The 16,319-nt window shown below is 44.1% G+C and carries 14 protein-coding genes; 13 read left to right on the top strand and 1 reads right to left on the bottom strand.

Features of this window, described 5'->3' with window-relative positions; translation table 11 throughout:
- The first annotated feature begins 549 nt into the window (after positions 1–549).
- Together NSQ29_RS19465 and NSQ29_RS19460 are read left to right on the top strand one after the other, a co-directional pair.
- Entirely contained in the window at positions 550–720 is a 171-nt protein-coding gene (locus NSQ29_RS19465) for a hypothetical protein (protein WP_341125867.1), read from the top strand.
- Positions 721–848: 128 nt separating this feature from the next.
- Positions 849–2,234, top strand: a complete 1,386-nt coding sequence (locus NSQ29_RS19460) for an MATE family efflux transporter (protein ID WP_341125866.1) — start codon at positions 849–851, stop codon at positions 2,232–2,234.
- A gap of 210 nt (positions 2,235–2,444) precedes the next feature.
- Here the strand turns inward: NSQ29_RS19460 and NSQ29_RS19455 are convergent, their stop codons facing one another.
- Positions 2,445–3,308 carry a CPBP family intramembrane glutamic endopeptidase gene (locus NSQ29_RS19455; protein ID WP_341125865.1) on the bottom strand — a complete coding sequence of 288 codons (864 nt, stop codon included), beginning with the start codon at positions 3,306–3,308 and terminating at the stop codon, positions 2,445–2,447.
- Between the two features lie 567 nt (positions 3,309–3,875).
- Between NSQ29_RS19455 and alaS the strand changes: the two genes are divergently transcribed.
- The 11 genes from alaS to NSQ29_RS19400 all read left to right on the top strand — a co-directional run bounded on the left by alaS (position 3,876) and on the right by NSQ29_RS19400 (position 16,315).
- A complete protein-coding gene (gene alaS / locus NSQ29_RS19450; RefSeq protein ID WP_076300047.1) occupies positions 3,876–6,509 on the top strand; it encodes an alanine--tRNA ligase in 2,634 nt (877 codons plus the stop codon).
- Between the two features lie 316 nt (positions 6,510–6,825).
- On the top strand, positions 6,826–7,101 hold the full coding sequence (locus tag NSQ29_RS19445) for an IreB family regulatory phosphoprotein (protein ID WP_042125473.1): 276 nt from the start codon (positions 6,826–6,828) through the stop codon (positions 7,099–7,101).
- Positions 7,101–7,517 (top strand): Holliday junction resolvase RuvX, encoded by a 417-nt coding sequence (gene ruvX / locus NSQ29_RS19440; RefSeq protein ID WP_042193474.1) that lies wholly within the window; start codon positions 7,101–7,103, stop codon positions 7,515–7,517. The genes NSQ29_RS19445 and ruvX overlap by 1 nt, the downstream gene beginning before the upstream one ends.
- A gap of 13 nt (positions 7,518–7,530) precedes the next feature.
- Positions 7,531–7,839: a DUF1292 domain-containing protein gene (locus NSQ29_RS19435; protein WP_038569507.1), complete on the top strand. Its 309-nt coding sequence runs from the start codon at positions 7,531–7,533 to the stop codon at positions 7,837–7,839.
- Positions 7,832–8,140, top strand: a complete 309-nt coding sequence (locus NSQ29_RS19430) for a DUF1292 domain-containing protein (RefSeq protein WP_076284270.1) — start codon at positions 7,832–7,834, stop codon at positions 8,138–8,140. Before NSQ29_RS19435 ends, NSQ29_RS19430 begins: the two co-directional genes overlap by 8 nt.
- Before the next feature lie 9 nt (positions 8,141–8,149).
- Complete coding sequence (locus NSQ29_RS19425; protein WP_341109437.1) at positions 8,150–8,275, top strand: hypothetical protein; 126 nt, start codon at positions 8,150–8,152, stop codon at positions 8,273–8,275.
- A 41-nt stretch (positions 8,276–8,316) separates the two neighbouring features.
- Positions 8,317–9,366 (top strand): endolytic transglycosylase MltG, encoded by a 1,050-nt coding sequence (gene mltG / locus NSQ29_RS19420; RefSeq protein ID WP_256716346.1) that lies wholly within the window; start codon positions 8,317–8,319, stop codon positions 9,364–9,366.
- 56 nt (positions 9,367–9,422) lie between these two features.
- Positions 9,423–10,355: a peptidase U32 family protein gene (locus NSQ29_RS19415; protein ID WP_341125864.1), complete on the top strand. Its 933-nt coding sequence runs from the start codon at positions 9,423–9,425 to the stop codon at positions 10,353–10,355.
- Positions 10,356–10,452: 97 nt separating this feature from the next.
- Complete coding sequence (locus NSQ29_RS19410; protein WP_341125863.1) at positions 10,453–11,784, top strand: peptidase U32 family protein; 1,332 nt, start codon at positions 10,453–10,455, stop codon at positions 11,782–11,784.
- A 316-nt stretch (positions 11,785–12,100) separates the two neighbouring features.
- Positions 12,101–14,278: a methyl-accepting chemotaxis protein gene (locus NSQ29_RS19405; protein WP_341125862.1), complete on the top strand. Its 2,178-nt coding sequence runs from the start codon at positions 12,101–12,103 to the stop codon at positions 14,276–14,278.
- 162 nt (positions 14,279–14,440) lie between these two features.
- Positions 14,441–16,315: a cache domain-containing sensor histidine kinase gene (locus NSQ29_RS19400; RefSeq protein ID WP_341125861.1), complete on the top strand. Its 1,875-nt coding sequence runs from the start codon at positions 14,441–14,443 to the stop codon at positions 16,313–16,315.
- Positions 16,316–16,319: the final 4 nt, after the last annotated feature.

Here is a 16,319-nt window from a genome sequence, read left to right as displayed (position 1 = left end):
AAATGTATGCGAAAAATCGAATACAATGTGCCGACGCTAATGTAAACGAGCCAAATGTATGCGAAAAACCAAATACAATGTGCCGACGGTAACGTGAACGAGCTGAATGTATGTGAAAAACTGAACACAATGTGCCGACGGTAACATAAGCGAGCCAAATGTATGCGAAAAACCGAATACAATGTGCCTACGGTAACGTAAGCGAGACAAATGTATGCGAAAAGCCAAATACAATGAGCTGATGGTAACGTAAACGAGCCGAATGTATGCGAAAAACCGAATACAATGTGCCGACGCTAATGTAAGCGAGCCAAATGTATGCGGAAAACCAAATACAATGTGCTGATGGTAACGTAAGCGAGCCAGCGCCGTTATCCGCCCCAAGTCACCCGGGAATAGGTTTATTATTAGGGAATAAGTGCAATATGGTCCGTCTCTCGGAACCTCACTACGAAGGTGTATATAGATACGATTATGGAATTACGGATGTACTCAGCTTGTAACTCTACTCTACCTCCAAGGAAGCCGTCAGGCGTTTTTCTTGCGTAAATGCAAAGATCGATCATGATCATCAAGCATAACGCAATCCGCTTAAAGTCTTTTGCCAATACTTTTGATGAACGAATGATTCTATGGTCTGATGGTCTGAAGCTGCATAATTCTGATGAAGTTTATGTTCTCCAAATATGTGAAGGACAGTTGCTGTTTTTTGACTCCTGATTAAAGACTTAAAAGTGTATCTATAGTAAACTGAATGTAAAGTGCCCACGGTATAATGGGTATAATTTGTTGAAAAGCTCTTCGGATGAAGAGTTTTTTCCATTTTACAGAAAAGAATGTGATATGTTATGCAGCTTCGGGCTAGTCTTCAAAAGAAAAGATTGCTGGAGAAATATCTTTCTGGGGAGGGGATGGATTATCGGCAAATTATAGCTTTATTTATTCCAATTCTGATTGACCAGGCCTTCATTATTGGACTTAATCTGGTAAATACCGCAATGATCAGCTCGTCCGGGATGGCGGCGGTCAGTGCAGTGAATATGGTGGATTCGCTGAATATTTTTCTGATCAATGTGTTCGTGGCGGTTGCAACCGGGGGGACAGTGGTAGTCGCGCAGTATAAAGGGAGCGGAAACGACCGGATGGTGTCCCAGGCTACGGCCGCTTCGGTCGCTTCGGTGTCGCTGATCGCTTTGGGAATCGGTCTGCTCCTGATGGGCTTCCATACTCCTATATTGAACCTTTTGTTCGGAACCGCCTCACCCGAAGTGCTGGACAATGCCCGCATCTACCTGATCGGCAGCAGTATTTCATATCTGGGCATCGCGGTGGTTCAGGCGGTATGCGGAGCTCTGCGAGGTGTGGGCAAGACACGGGCTTCTTTGATGCTGTCGCTCATCATGAACCTACTGTATGTTATCTTGAACGTGGTCTTCATTAACCTGTTGCACATGGGTGTGCTGGGGATGACGCTTGCGATTAATATCGCGCGGTATGCAGGTATGGTTTGTGCCCTGGTGTATCTGTTCAAGATGGATACGGCCCTGCGGGTGCGTTTTCGTGACCTATTCCGAATCCCTCTGACCATGCTGCGGAGAATCATGTTCATCGGCGTGCCGTTCGCGGCAGAGCAGATGTTCTTCAACGGGGGGAAACTGCTCACTCAGGTGTTTATTGTCAGCCTAGGCACTTATGCCATTGCGACCAATGCCATTGCCGGCTCGCTGGCTCTGGTGTTTCAAATTCCAGCCAGCGCGCTGTCGCTAACTATTGTAACAGTGGTCGGCCAATGTATCGGGCGGGGGAATGTCTCTGAAGCCAGAAAGTTCATCAAGTCCTTTCTCTGGATCGGGTCCGGCTCTTTGGCGTTGATCGCCTTGATTCTGATGCCGCTATTCCACCCGCTGGTATCGATCTTTTCCCCACCTTCCGAGATCATTGATGATCTGTTTGTGGTGCTGCTGGTGAATTCCATTGCCCAAGTTCCGCTGTGGGCCGTCAGCTTTATTTTGCCGTCCGCACTGCGGGCAGCAGGAGATTCCCGCTTCACCTCAATTACCTCAATGCTGACGATGTGGCTGTTTCGGGTAATTTTTGGATACATCCTTGGGATCGTACTGGGCTACGGTGTCATGGGTGTCTGGCTGGCGATGAACTGCGAGTGGGCCGTTCGCGGGGGCATTTTTCTTCGGCGCTTCAGGGGCGAAAAGTGGTTTGCACACAAGCTGATTTAGAATTGTTATTAAGGATACGTACTGCCTGCGCCAGCTGACGGAAACGTAGCTCTTTTATATTAAAAACGTAAATATACAGCACAGGGCAGCGATTCTCATATTTACTTGAGAATTGCTGCCCTCCGTTTTAGTTATCGACTGCTTGCTTTAGCTGATTATGTTTACAATTGGGTCAGTCGCGATTCTAGAAAATTCTCCGATTCCATTTATTCAGCTTGGCACTGCCTCTTCTGATTTCTGTGCTCGGAATTCCTTCCTTTTGAAACAAATTAAAAGACAAGTCAGTAACAACAAACAGATTAAAGTTGCTGTATGAGTAAAACTACTATTCCAAAACATAATCTGAACATTCATTAAGGAATGGACGCCAATCACGAAAAATAGATTCTTGGTTAAGACATAGAGTAATGAGAATATGACCCCTAGAATTACTAGTACGATAAAATCATAAACAAAATCCATTCCGACTAATCCTGAATAGATCCGATTTGGGATATGTATAGCGGCAAAGATGGATTGTGAGATAAGCATTGCATAACCGATGCGTGAAGTATGGTTATTGACTTTTTTTAATAAGAGATAGATTTGAACTAGCAGAAAGCCCCGAAACAAAACTTCTTCCAGTAAAGCATTTCCGAAAATCTGACCCAGGAATTCACCAAAGACGACGTTCGAATTCGTGAAAATATCATTATTGAATGTTAAACTTGAGTGAGTCAGTAATGTCATACCTAAATCAACAATGTTAATTGCGAGCCAAAATAGAAAAGTGCCGATAAGTCCTGCTAATAATGTATTCCTTTTTAACCCCAAATCCCTCAGCGATAATTTAGCTATTGTACATAAGAAAATAACCACTTCTAACACAAGACCGAACAGATTTGCAGCTAACGTTTCGTTGATCCATCCATTTGTGCTTTCGGCAATAACGCTTAAAGTTCCATTTGCAAAAAGGACAAGGTTAACCGTTAGAGTGAAGAGAATATGAATAAAAATGAGACTGACGATAAAGCGTATTGATGTAGGCTTAACTTTAACAATCGATAGCTCCTCAGTTACTTTATTGCGCAGCATGATTTGTAATCCTCCTTAGGTTTTACCCGAGCATTGCGTATTCTAGAGTATTATTTATAATACATAATTTTCCAAATACTATCTGAGATTTACTATATTCTTTAAGTGCCCGAGTTCACCATTACAAAAATCATATATTCTCACGTTATCCTTAACTCCTCCTCAGATTGACAGATGAAGGGGCACTGGCTATACTTGAAATGTTAAAATGTAAATCGGATAAAACGTTGATGAAAATGAAGTACGCCGGAGGATGGCTTGATCAGAGAACAGGTTCCTTTACGAAAGCATTTCGTAATGGCTGTGAGAACCTTGAAGACAGGCCGGTGGAAAGCTAATTTCGGAGTGTGAGATCACAAACTCACCGGGGGCACCCGTTATCAGCCGCGACAAGGCGATCGCCCTTTAACTTTCCCGTAAATTGGGTCAAGGCGATAACCAGGGTGGTACCGCGATATTAATCGTCCCTGAATTATTCAGGGGCGTTTTTTTGTTTTTATTTTTTAGAAAATTTGTACAATCTGGCGCATGAGCCGAATTAAAAAGATGAGACGGGAGCTGTAAACAATGAAAGCAAGTGAAATTCGTTCCAAATGGCTTAAGTTTTTTGAAAGTAAAGGTCACAAGATTGAACCTAGTGCATCTCTCGTACCGCATAACGATCCTTCGCTGTTGTGGATCAACGCAGGTATGGCACCGCTGAAAGCATACTTCGATGGCCGTGAGATTCCTGAGAATCCGCGCCTGACGAACTCGCAGAAATGTATTCGTACCAATGATATCGAGAATGTAGGGAAGACACGCCGTCACCATACATTCTTCGAAATGTTAGGTAACTTCTCTATCGGCGATTATTTCAAAGAAGAAGCTATCACATGGGCTTGGGAATTCTTGACTGGCAAGGAGTGGATCGGCTTCGATCCAGAACGTATCTCCGTAACTGTGTATGCTGAGGATGAAGAGGCATTCAAGCTGTGGAATGAAAAAGTGGGCTTGCCAGCAGAACGCATCATTAAGCTGGGAGATGAGAACTTCTGGGATATCGGCGAAGGCCCTTGTGGTCCTTGTTCGGAAATCTTTTATGACCGCGGCGAAGCTTACGGCAGCGACATGAGTGATCCAGAAATGTATCCAGGTGGAGAAAACGAACGTTGGCTCGAAGTATGGAACCTTGTGTTCTCACAATTCAACCATAACAAGGATGGCAGCTATACGCCGCTTCCGAACAAGAACATTGATACCGGTGCTGGACTGGAGCGTTTTGCATCCATTCTTCAAGATGTAGATTCCAACTTCGATACCGATTTGTTCCAACCGATTATTCAAAAAACAGCTGAGCTTGCTGGTGTAACATATAAAGATAATGTTGAGCAGGATATCGCGCTTAAAGTTATCGCTGACCATGTGCGTACCGTTACTTTTGCCGTAGGGGATGGAGTACTTCCTTCTAATGAAGGTCGTGGTTATATTATCCGCCGTTTGCTACGCCGTGCTGTTCGTTACGGAAAGACCCTGGGTCTGGATCGTCCGTTCCTGCATGAGTTGACGGAAACCGTTGGTGAGATTATGGGTGTATATTATCCATCTGTTGTCGAGAATCGGGAATATATCGCCAAGATTATCCGTACAGAAGAAGAACGTTTCCATGAGACATTGTCTGATGGATTGGCTATCTTGGGTGAGATCAGCGCTAAAGCAAAAGCAGATGGGCACAGCACGATTGCTGGCGCTGATGCATTTAAGCTATATGACACTTACGGATTCCCATTTGACCTGACTGAAGATTTCGCAGCAGAGCAAGGATTAACTGTAGACCGTGAAGGCTTCGATGTCGCTATGCAAGAACAGCGTGATCGTGCAAGAGCTGCACGTCATGACGGTGGCAGCATGAAGATCCAAGGTGGCGCATTAGCGGATCTGACGGTTAAAAGTGAATTTGTTGGATATAATGACTCGGTAACAGAGTCGAAAATTATGGCTATTGTTGTGGGTGATGAATTGGTCGATACCGCTGGCGAAGGCGTAGAGTGCCAAGTAATTCTTGAGGCAACACCGTTCTATGCTGAAAGTGGTGGACAAGTGAGTGACACAGGTCTGCTTACTGGCGGTTCAGTTACAGCTAAGGTTAAAGGATTGTTCAAGGCTCCACATGGTCAACATGTACATTTGGTAACTGTCGAAGCTGGAGAATTGAAAGTAGGCGAATCGGTTCGCGCTGAAGTGGATCGTGCACAGCGTGAAGATATCGTGAAGAACCATACAGCTACTCATCTACTGCATAAAGCGCTCAAAGAGGTTCTTGGCGGTCATGTCAACCAAGCAGGATCTCTAGTAGAAGGTGCACGTTTACGGTTTGACTTCTCCCACTTCGGAGCGATTACACCGGAAGAACTAAGCGACATCGAGCATCGTGTGAATGCACAAATTTGGCGTGGCCTTGATGTAGTCATTGAGAACAAGCCAATTGATGAAGCTAAGGCTATGGGCGCCATGGCATTATTTGGTGAAAAATATGGAAATATTGTCCGTGTCGTTCAAGTCGGCGATTACAGCCTTGAGCTTTGTGGTGGATGCCATGTATCCAACACGTCTCAAATTGGAATTTTCAAGCTGCTTAGCGAAAGTGGTATTGGTTCCGGAGTGCGCCGTATCGAAGCAGTGACTGGACGTTACGCTTATCAGTTCACTGAGAGCCAACTGGATCTGCTCAAGCAATCTGCGGGTCTACTGAAGTCTTCTCTGAACGACGTTCCAAAACGGATTGAAGCATTGCATAACCAAGTGCGTGAGCTTTCGCGTGAGAATGAATCCTTGCAATCTAAGCTGAGCGCAACATTTGCCGCTGAACTAACAAGCAGTGTGAAGACGGTTGGTGCAGGTACACAGCTTCTTGCTGTTGCTGTTCAAGCAGGAAATATGGACGCTCTGCGTTCTACTGCAGATGAATTGAAATCCAAGCTCCCGGATGCTGTACTTGTTCTGGGTGCTGCCATGGACGACAAGGTGAACTTTGTTGTAGCTGTACCACAGGATCTGGTGAAGAAGGGCTTCCACGCTGGTAAGATCGTTAAAGAAGTCGCAGCAGTATGCGGTGGCGGCGGTGGCGGACGTCCAGATATGGCACAAGCTGGTGGTAAAGATGCCTCCAAGCTTGGCGAGGCACTGGCTAAAGCAGAAGAATTAGTGGCTTCCCTAGCATAAATAAAAATTACGAAACTATTTCTTATTTTAAACGTATTACGAAAAAACATAGCGGTACTGAGAGTTTGACATCAGTACCGCTACTCTTTATTAACAGGTGGTTAGATTTTCATGAATAGTTGTGCTTGACAATAGCTTAAAAGCCAAAAATATCATTATTTTTGTAGAGGAAATGCCAAAAAAAGCGTTATTCCACGCGCAGGATTTCCTCGTTGGGCTATGAATATGTTATGATAAAGGAAGCAAGTGAGCTGCACAGTAGCAACTTTGCGAAGCCGCCCTTTTAGGGTGATTTTGCAGAAGGAAGGTGTCACAAATGGACTCCATGGACAAAACGGTCAAATTCAATGTGAAGGGCGACGAAAAGGAAGCTTCTCCCCAGGAAATATTGCTCGCTGTATACGATGCACTGGTGGAGAAAGAGTATCATCCGATCAATCAGATCGTAGGGTATCTACTTTCCGGAGACCCAGCTTACATTCCGCGTCATAACAATGCGAGAAGTTTGGTCCGGAGAAAAGAACGTGATGAGCTGATTGAAGAGCTGGTTAGATTCTACCTCGTCAATCACAAGGTGGATAATCCCAGATGATGAAGAAGTTAGGATTGGATTACGGCGACCGTAGAATCGGTGTAGCCACAAGCGATGTTTTTGGATGGACGGCACAAGCTCTTGAAACGATTGAGCGCCGCGGTACTGGTAATGAGTTCGAACGTATTCGTGAACTTGTTACGGAGCACGAAATTGGAGAGATTGTCGTTGGTCTACCGAAGAATATGAACGGCTCAGTAGGACCCCGGGGCGAAATCTGCATAGAGTTCGCTGACAAGCTACGGGAGCAATTTGCAATGCCCGTACACCTTTGGGATGAGCGTCTGACGACGGTATCCGCAGAGCGGGTGCTGATTGAAGGGGACGTCAGCCGGAAGAAACGCAAAGGGATTGTGGACAAAATGGCTGCAGCCCTGATTTTGCAAAATTTTTTGGATGCTAACAGTAAAAGGTGAGGGGTGCGAGGATATGACAAACGAACAGATTGGCCAAGAGGAAGAACCGGAAATTATCTATATTCCTGATGAGGAAGGTAATGAAGAGGAATTCGAGGTCATTATGAAGTTTGAGGTTGATGGCTCGGACGCTAAGTACATGATGGTGGTTCCGCTTGATTCCGAGGACGAGGAAACCGATGAGGTTTATGCGTTCCGTTATGTGGAAGAAGGCGACGATCTTCAATTGTTCATGATCGATAATGACGAGGAGTGGGCGATTGTCGAAGAGACTTTCAACACACTGGTTGACGAGTTGGACGGAGGATCTGAGAATGACTGATTTATCCGCTGATCAAGCGGTATGGACTTCGCGGCTTAAGGAAGCCTATGGAGAAACAGTAGAACTGGAAGATGAGCAGGGCAAGTCTTCCATTTACGATATTATCGCCGAATTTGAAGTCGGTGGTATTGGCTATGCGGTGCTGAAAGGCACCGGTAAAGACGTGGAATATGAAATTCTGCGTATCGTTGTCTCTCCTAACGGACTTCCGGAACTAGAGAACATCGTGGACGATGAAGAGTGGGAAGACATCTCTGAGCTATATGATGAGATGACTTTTCCAGTGGACGATGCAGAATAAGCTTTAAACATGTACGTTACATTTATGATGAGTACGGAAGAGGGCGGAGAATTCCGCGCTCTTTTTGCTTGGAATACGATCAATATAATTAAAACAACAATCATGATCATGAAATATGTATTGAATTTTAAGTAGTACACTTTTATACTTTATAGTCGGAAAGTGAGGAACCTGACTTGAAATCCGCAATCCGTACTGTGCTTATTGTTATTCTTTTGCTGGTAGCAGCAGGAGGCGGAGGCGCTTGGTACATTTGGAACGGGATGCAGCCGGTAGAACCTGCAGGACCTGCCGTGACATTTACGATAGATAAGGGCATGGGCAGCGCTGAAATTGCTGATCTGCTCGAACAAAATGGCATTATTCGGAACAGTCTTTTTTTTAAGGGATATTTGAAATGGACCAAAGAAGGTTCCAGCTTCAAAGCTGGTACTTATGTTGCTAGTCCAGGAGACACCTATGACGAGCTCATCGAGAGGTTAAATGCGGGTGATGTTGTTAAGGAAGAGACCGTAACTTTTACGATTCCGGAAGGATATACTGCTGAGCAGATTGCCAAGAAGCTTGCTGAGGCTTGGAATCAGGATGCTGCTATTTTTCTCGAAATAATGGATACCGGTGCGGGCTTGAAGGGAATTGATGTTCTAGGTATCCCACAGAATAAGAACCTTCGTCATCGGCTTGAAGGGTATTTGTTCCCTGAAACGTATGAACTAGCCAAGGATAGTACGCCGCAGGAAGTTGTAGAGGCATTATTGGATCAGTTCCAGAAGAAACTGGACACGATTCCGAATTGGAAGCAAAAGCTAGAAGCACGTGGAATGACACTTCATGAGCTGTTGACAGTGGCCTCGTTAGTCGAGCGTGAGGTTGTGGTAGATAGTGAACGACCACTAGTTGCTGGCGTGATTTATAACCGCTTAAAGAAAGAGCAGAAGCTGGAGATTGATGCTACGGTTCAATATTTGCTCGACAAACAGAAGGAAAGACTGTTATATAAAGATTTGGAAGTTGACAGTCCTTATAATACGTATAGAAATATTGGGCTTCCTCCGGGACCTATTAGTAATCCGGGGCTGGCCTCCATTCAGGCGGCACTTGAACCTGAGGCATCTGAATACTACTTCTATGTGACTAAGAAAGATGGTACACAGGGCCATTTGTTTGCTAAGACCTACAAGGAACATTTAGCCAATATCGAAAAAAGTAAGCAAGAATCGAAATAAAATATTAAAATGAAGAGTGGTGCGGTTGAAATAACTGTACAAGTAGGAGGTACAACATGATTAACAAACCGGAATTGCTGGCGACAGCAGCATCCTTAGAGGAAGCTGCTGCTTTGCTGGATGCCGGAACAGATGCATTGCTCATCGGGGATGACCGTTTTGGCATGCGTCTTGCCGGACATTTCTCTCTGGAGGATACAGCTGCTGTTGTAGAAATGGCACATGCGCGTGGCTGCAAAGTATATGCTGGACTAGGTGGACTCATGTCCAACCTTCTTCTCGAAGAGCTCCCTGCCTATGTGAAGGCGATAGGTGAACTTGGTGTTGACGGTGTTGAGTTCGGTGATCCTGCTGTGTTAACCACAGTGAAGAAGGAAGCACCGGGCATGAATCTGCATTGGAATGCGGAAATGACCTCTACCAATTACGCAACCGCGAATTATTGGGGGCGTAAAGGTGCTACTCGCGTCGTTCTTGCCCGTGAGCTGAATATGGATGAAATGACGGAAATGGTTCCGCTTTTAGAGGTAGAGGCACAGGTTCAGGTTCATGGCATGACCAATATATACCATTCCAAGCGTAAGCTTGTAGAAAGCTATATGTCACATCAAGGACGTCCAAGCGAGGGCGGCAGTCTTGGTAAGGAACGTGGTCTATTTTTGATCGAGGCAGAACGAGATGACCAAAAGTTCCCAATCTATGAAGACGAGAACGGTACACATATTATGAGTTCGGAAGATATTTGTATTTTGGAGGATCTTCATATCCTTATGGCTGCAGGCGTACAGAGTTTTAAGATTGAAGGATTGTTGAAATCAACAGCGTATAATGTGGCGGTTGTTAAGACTTATCGCAAAGCTATTGATCTCTATGTAGCTGATCCAGAAGCATATTCTTTCCAAGAGGATTGGATGGAAGCTATCAGAACGTTGCAGGATCCAGAACGGGAGCTAAGCTTCGGATTTTTCTATAAAGAGCAAGTATATTAAGTTTAATTTAATGAAAGTTTTTTAGTTCCCCGCAAAGACTAGGTGCAGTAAGCATGCACAGACATCACTTTGTGGGGCGATGGAGGGGAGAACAGGAATGGGAACCATGACAAAGCCGCAATACAAGGGCAAACGTTACCGTCTGGACAAACCGGAGCTCCTAGCTCCGGCCGGTAATTTGGAGAAATTAAAATTCGCAGTACACTATGGTGCGGATGCTGTTTATATCGGAGGGCAGAAATACGGTTTGCGTTCAGGAGCAGACAATTTCAGCTTTGAGGAAATGCGTGAAGGTGTTGAATTCGCCAAGAAATACGGCGCTAAGGTATTTGTTGCAACGAACATTTATGCTCACAATGAAGATGTCGCAGGGATTGAAGAATATCTGCGTAACTTATATGAAGTTGGCATTGCGGCTATTATCGTTGCTGATCCGGTCATTGTAGATACAGCACGCCGTTTAGTACCTGGATTAGAGGTACATTTGAGTACTCAGCAGTCTACACTAAACTGGCAAGCGGTATCCTTCTGGAAAGAAGAGGGTCTGCCACGTGTAGTACTCGGACGTGAGACAAGCCTGGAAGAGATCGCTGAGATTAAGAAGCATGTTGACATTGAAATCGAGAGCTTTATCCATGGTGCGATGTGCTCTTCGTACTCCGGTCGATGTGTATTATCCAATCACTTTACAGATCGTGACTCCAATCGCGGAGGCTGCTGTCAGTCTTGCCGCTGGAAATATGATTTGTTCGAGGATGCGCGTCCTGAAGGCACTTGGGTATCTGAAGAAGATCAAGCTGTAGCACAATCTCCGGCCCCTTTGCTTCCGGGTGTAACTCAGATTCCACTGCATCAGCAAGGAGATAATCCTTTCTCCATGGGATCTAAGGATTTGTGCATGCTGGAAAGTATCCCTGAACTCATTGAAGTAGGCATTGACAGCTTCAAGATCGAGGGACGAATGAAGTCGATTCACTATGTAGCTACTGTAGTTAACGCTTATCGTAAAGCTATTGATGCTTACATGGCTGATCCGGAAGGGTACGAGTTGAAGCAAGAGTGGCTGGATGAGCTGAATAAAGCGGCGAATCGTCCGCTTAACACAGGGTTCTTCTATGATACTCCGGATCATGAAGATCATATCTATGAGCCTGAAGAAAAAGCCGCTCCTTATGATTTTGCCGGACTTGTACTAGAATACGATGCTGAGAGTGGAATGGTGCTCATTCAGCAACGCAATCACTTCAAGCCAGGGCAGGAAGTTGAATTCTTCGGACCCAATGATACATTCTTTAAGCAGACTGTAGCGGAATTGTGGGATGAAGCAGGCAACCCGCTTGACGCAGCTCGTCATCCTCTGCAACGTGTCCGCATGAAGGTAGATCAGCCGGTAGCATACTTTGATATGATGCGTAAGAGAAAATCTTAATAAGATACAGGGATGTTCTTTCTATAAGAGCATCCCTGTTTTTCTTTTGACAAAGCTAACAATAAGATATATATATTAGTAACTAACAAATAAATCCAAAAGGAGGGTAGAACGAAGGGAGTTTTTTTGTTTCAGAATACATAGGTTAAAAGTTATAAAAAAAGTATAGTAAAGCTAAGAAAAAAGGCCTAATAAACCGATATATAATATGGTTAGCGCTTTCATATGTCCTCTAATATTAGCGGGTAGATGATCATGATGGGGATCCTGATCAAAATAGTATTAGTGAAAAGCATAAAGAGAGAAGGTTAGAGAGATGAAGAAGAACAATAAAAAATCCGTAAATGTACAGAGCAATGAAGTAGGTATAGGAAAGACATCAAAGTTAGATGCTAAGAAAATGATGTTGGGTTGGGGAAGCCAAATCAAGAGAGTTAATCCTATCCAATCCGTCGGTGTGAAGTTATTTCTAATATTCTTATGTTCCACTGTAATCGTAGTTATGTCACTTGGACTTATATCTTATTCGAAGGCAAAAACAACGATAAAGAATAACGTATCCGAAGCCTACCGCCAGACTATTGTTCAGACTGCTGAGAAGCTGGATATTACCTTGAAGCAATATGAGAATACGGTATTGCAGCTCTTTTTTGATGTGCAGTTGCAAACGGATCTTAGATCAATGGCTACTGCACAAACTGCTTACGAGAAATTTGAAGCAACAAGCTCAATAAGTAAGAAATTGTCCAATCAGACTACAACAGATTCTAATATTCTCAGTGTCGCATTGATTCCCGAGTCACTTGAACAGGAAATTGTTACATCTGGCAGTGGTGGCATTTATTTTGATGGATTACGAGAACAAGAATGGTTCAAGAAAATTGTGGCCGATTCTAAAGAATATAATTCTTATTATTCAGACGCTAACAATAACGACTCTAAAAATATTTGGTTTTCAACCTCTCTTCAAGGAGCGGAAGAAAAAGATATTGCTTTGGTAAGATCTCTTAAAAGTCTGGGAGCAGATAAAGGATACATGATTATGCTTGTGTTGAAGAATACACTGCTGGAAGAATCTTTCGCAAGTGTGAAGCTGGGAGACGGCTCCCGTATTCAACTTGTGTCTCCGCAAGGTACAGTAGTGGCTTCTTCTAATCCCCTAGACGATGGAAAGTCATCGGAGTTTTCTTTTATCAAAGAGAGTAAGAAAAATAATAATAGCCTAGAAGCTAAAGATCCAAACGGAAAAGAAATTCTGGCGGTCTTTAATCCGATGATGCGGGCAGATTGGAAGCTCGCAGGTGTAGTTCCTACAGAAGAACTAGTGAAGGAAGCCCGTCCGATTCTGTTGACGACGTTCATTACGGCTGCCGGTGCGGCATTGCTTGCGATATTTATTGGGATTTGGATGGTTCGTATGATTGCTCGCCCTCTGGCACGATTGAAGGATCTTATGGTTCAAGGTGCAAGCGGAGATTTAAGTGTACGTACAGAATATGTGTCTAAGGATGAGATTGGACAACTATCAGCCTCCTTTAACTTGATGATGGAGCGTATTACTGAGCTTGTATCGCAAACTAGAGAAACTGCACGAGATGTGCTAGAGACCGCTGGCGAGCTTGGAGAAGCTTCGCGTAAGACAGCTATTTCCGCGAAGGAAATAGCAGCCGCTACGGAAGAAATTGCTGGAGGAGCAGGCAGTCTGGCACTTGAAGCTGAACGTGGTAATGAGCTTACAGATGTGATAGCTACGCAAATGCAGACCGTGATTAGTGCCAATAGTGAGATGGATGAGGCAGCACGCGGGGTTGGAGAAGCTAGTGCTCAAGGTGCCAAGCAATTAACGGATTTACTGGATCAAACTAGCCGTACTGGGGAAAAGACAGGTGCGCTTGTAGAACGTGTTAACAATTTGAAAGAAACAGTATTCTCAGTGATTAAGGTGCTGGATGTGATGAAGAGTATCACACAGCAGACGAATATTTTATCATTGAATGCGACGATAGAAGCCGCACGTGCAGGCGAAGCTGGCAAGGGCTTTATGGTGGTAGCAGGTGAGGTAAGACAGCTTGCCGACCAATCGAAGCAGTCTATTGCTCTTGTAGCCGGAATCACCGACAAGATCATAACGGAAATGAACGAAACGGAAGCTGTATTATCTGAAGTGGCACCTCTCTTTAAAGAGCAAATAAGCTCAGTGAAGAGCACGAGCGATATCTTTGTATCCGTAAAAGGACAGATGGATGAGTTCATTACTAGTCTGGAATCGGTGACAACAGCGATCAGTAGCTTGAATCATTCACAGGTTGTGTTGTCGGAAGCCATGGGTAACGTAAGTGCTGTAGCTGAGCAATCATCAGCGACTTCCGAAGAAGTGGCTTCACTCAGTAATGAACAACAAAGTGTAAGTGATCAACTCGTTTCATTGTCAGGTAAGCTGGAAAGTGCTTCAGGACAGTTAAAGGACAAACTGTCATTATTCACGATAAAATAAGTGGGTCCCTAACAAATTTTTATGATTTACATAACAAAACCGCTTCTTCGTTATGAGGAAGCGGTTTTGTTATTGTGTAAAGAAGGACTTCCCCGTATAATAATTTTGTTAGGTAAATAATAATAACAAGTTAGGTAAAAAAGGGTTAAGGAGAAGGACCGTATGAAAGGTAAACGCATCTTTGGCTGGTGGTCCGTTATCGGGGACATGAGTATGGAACGCAAGCTGCTCCTCGTCTTTTTAATAATTATTACCCTTCCGCTTACCTTCATTAGTGTGTTTACTTATAAGAGTTATTCAGAATCTATTCAGGGCAACACCATTGCTTATTCTGAGAAGTTAATCGATCAAATGATGGATGGAGTAGATGATTATATCGAAGATATGAAGCGTATTTCATCTATGCCAGCCTATGTGAACGATATTAAACAAAATTTAATTCGTTCGAACCACTATCATGAGCAGAAAGAGATCATGGGTGGCGAATCAGGCAGTGCTACATTGTTACCCGGAGATTTTGATTTACTGTTGTCCATTCAGCGGGGCATAGAAGGCAACATTTCATTTATTAATAATATTAAGCGAGGCGCGAACACGGTTTATATTTTTGACGCGCATGGGAATGGTTATTATTCTGCCAAGGATGGTGGAGTACGGCTCGACCTCGATCAAAGCTATAAGTACTGGAGTCAGCAGACGAAGGATTCCAGCGGAGAGGCCCTTTTGTTTGGTACCCAATCATTTACGAGTAATTTGCAGAGCACTCGATATGCTTTTACCGTTGTTCGCAAAATCGTGGATGGTTTGTTAAATCCGATTGGGCTGATCGCGGTTGAAGCGAATATTAGCAATTTGGAGAATCGGGTTACGGAGCTGGATAAAGTAACGCATGGCAAATCTTTGATCGTTGATGAGATGGGGATGGTCGTGTACGACAGTGACAAAAAACTTCTTGCCACGGATGTATCTGATTCAGAGCTATTCAAAAGGGTCGATGGGAAATCCGGGAGTTTCTATGATACAGTCAACGGAAAAGATTTTCTAAATATTTACTCAAGCTCTAACAAGACCAATTGGAAGGCCATTATTTCGATTCCTGTAGATGTGCTAATGCGGGATGTGAAGGTAACCCGTAATACAACGCTCGCTGCTACATTAAGTATCATTGTACTTGCGTTAATTATCTCCATTATTCTTTCCTTTGCACTCACTAAATCACTATCGCAGATGATTCAACTGATGAAAAAGGTTCAGGGTGGCGATCTAGATGTGATGTTTAGGGTTAGACGGCGTGACGAGATTGGTCTGCTCGGGCATCAGTTTAATCGAATGTTGGCTCGGATCAGGCAGTTAATTCAGGATATCTACCGAATTGAAGAACAGAAGAAGGAAGCGGAGCTTCACGCACTGCAGAGTCAGATTAATCCTCATTTTATCTATAATACGCTGGAGTCGATCCGAATGACCGCTGAGCTCAATGATGATATTGAAGCTGCGGACATGATCTCAATTTTAGGTAAACTGCTACGATATAGTACAAGTGATTTGAGTGGCAAAACGACAATGAAGCAAGAGCTTGGATATGTACGCAATTATGTTGAGCTGCTGAACTGTCGCTACCCTAATCGTTTCGTACTCGTGATCGACGTACCGAAGGAGCTAGATAATTACTCTATTATCAAGCTGGTCTTCCAGCCGATCATAGAGAATGCTGCTTATCATGGCTTGGATGATAATAAACCACAAATGCATTTAAGTATCCGTTGTGAGATGACTGAGCAAATGCTGTTCTTTCATATTAAGGACGATGGCTGTGGAATGGATAAGATCACTTTGGAGAGATTGAACGATGGGCTGCAGAAAGAAAGTCCTCCTAAGAAAAGTATCAATGGGGGCATTGGTATGAAAAATATACAGCAGCGAGTGCGCCTTCATTATGGAGCGGCTTTTGGAATTGAGGTATATAGTGAGCTTGGACAAGGGACGGATGTTATTTTGTCGCTACCGTTGCTGGAACCGGAAAGATTATCTGACTGAAATA

It is taken from the genome of Paenibacillus sp. FSL F4-0236, from assembly GCF_038000135.1.
Taxonomy (GTDB): Bacteria; Bacillota; Bacilli; order Paenibacillales; family Paenibacillaceae; genus Paenibacillus_AQ.
This window is presented reverse-complemented; position numbering and strand designations above follow the sequence as displayed.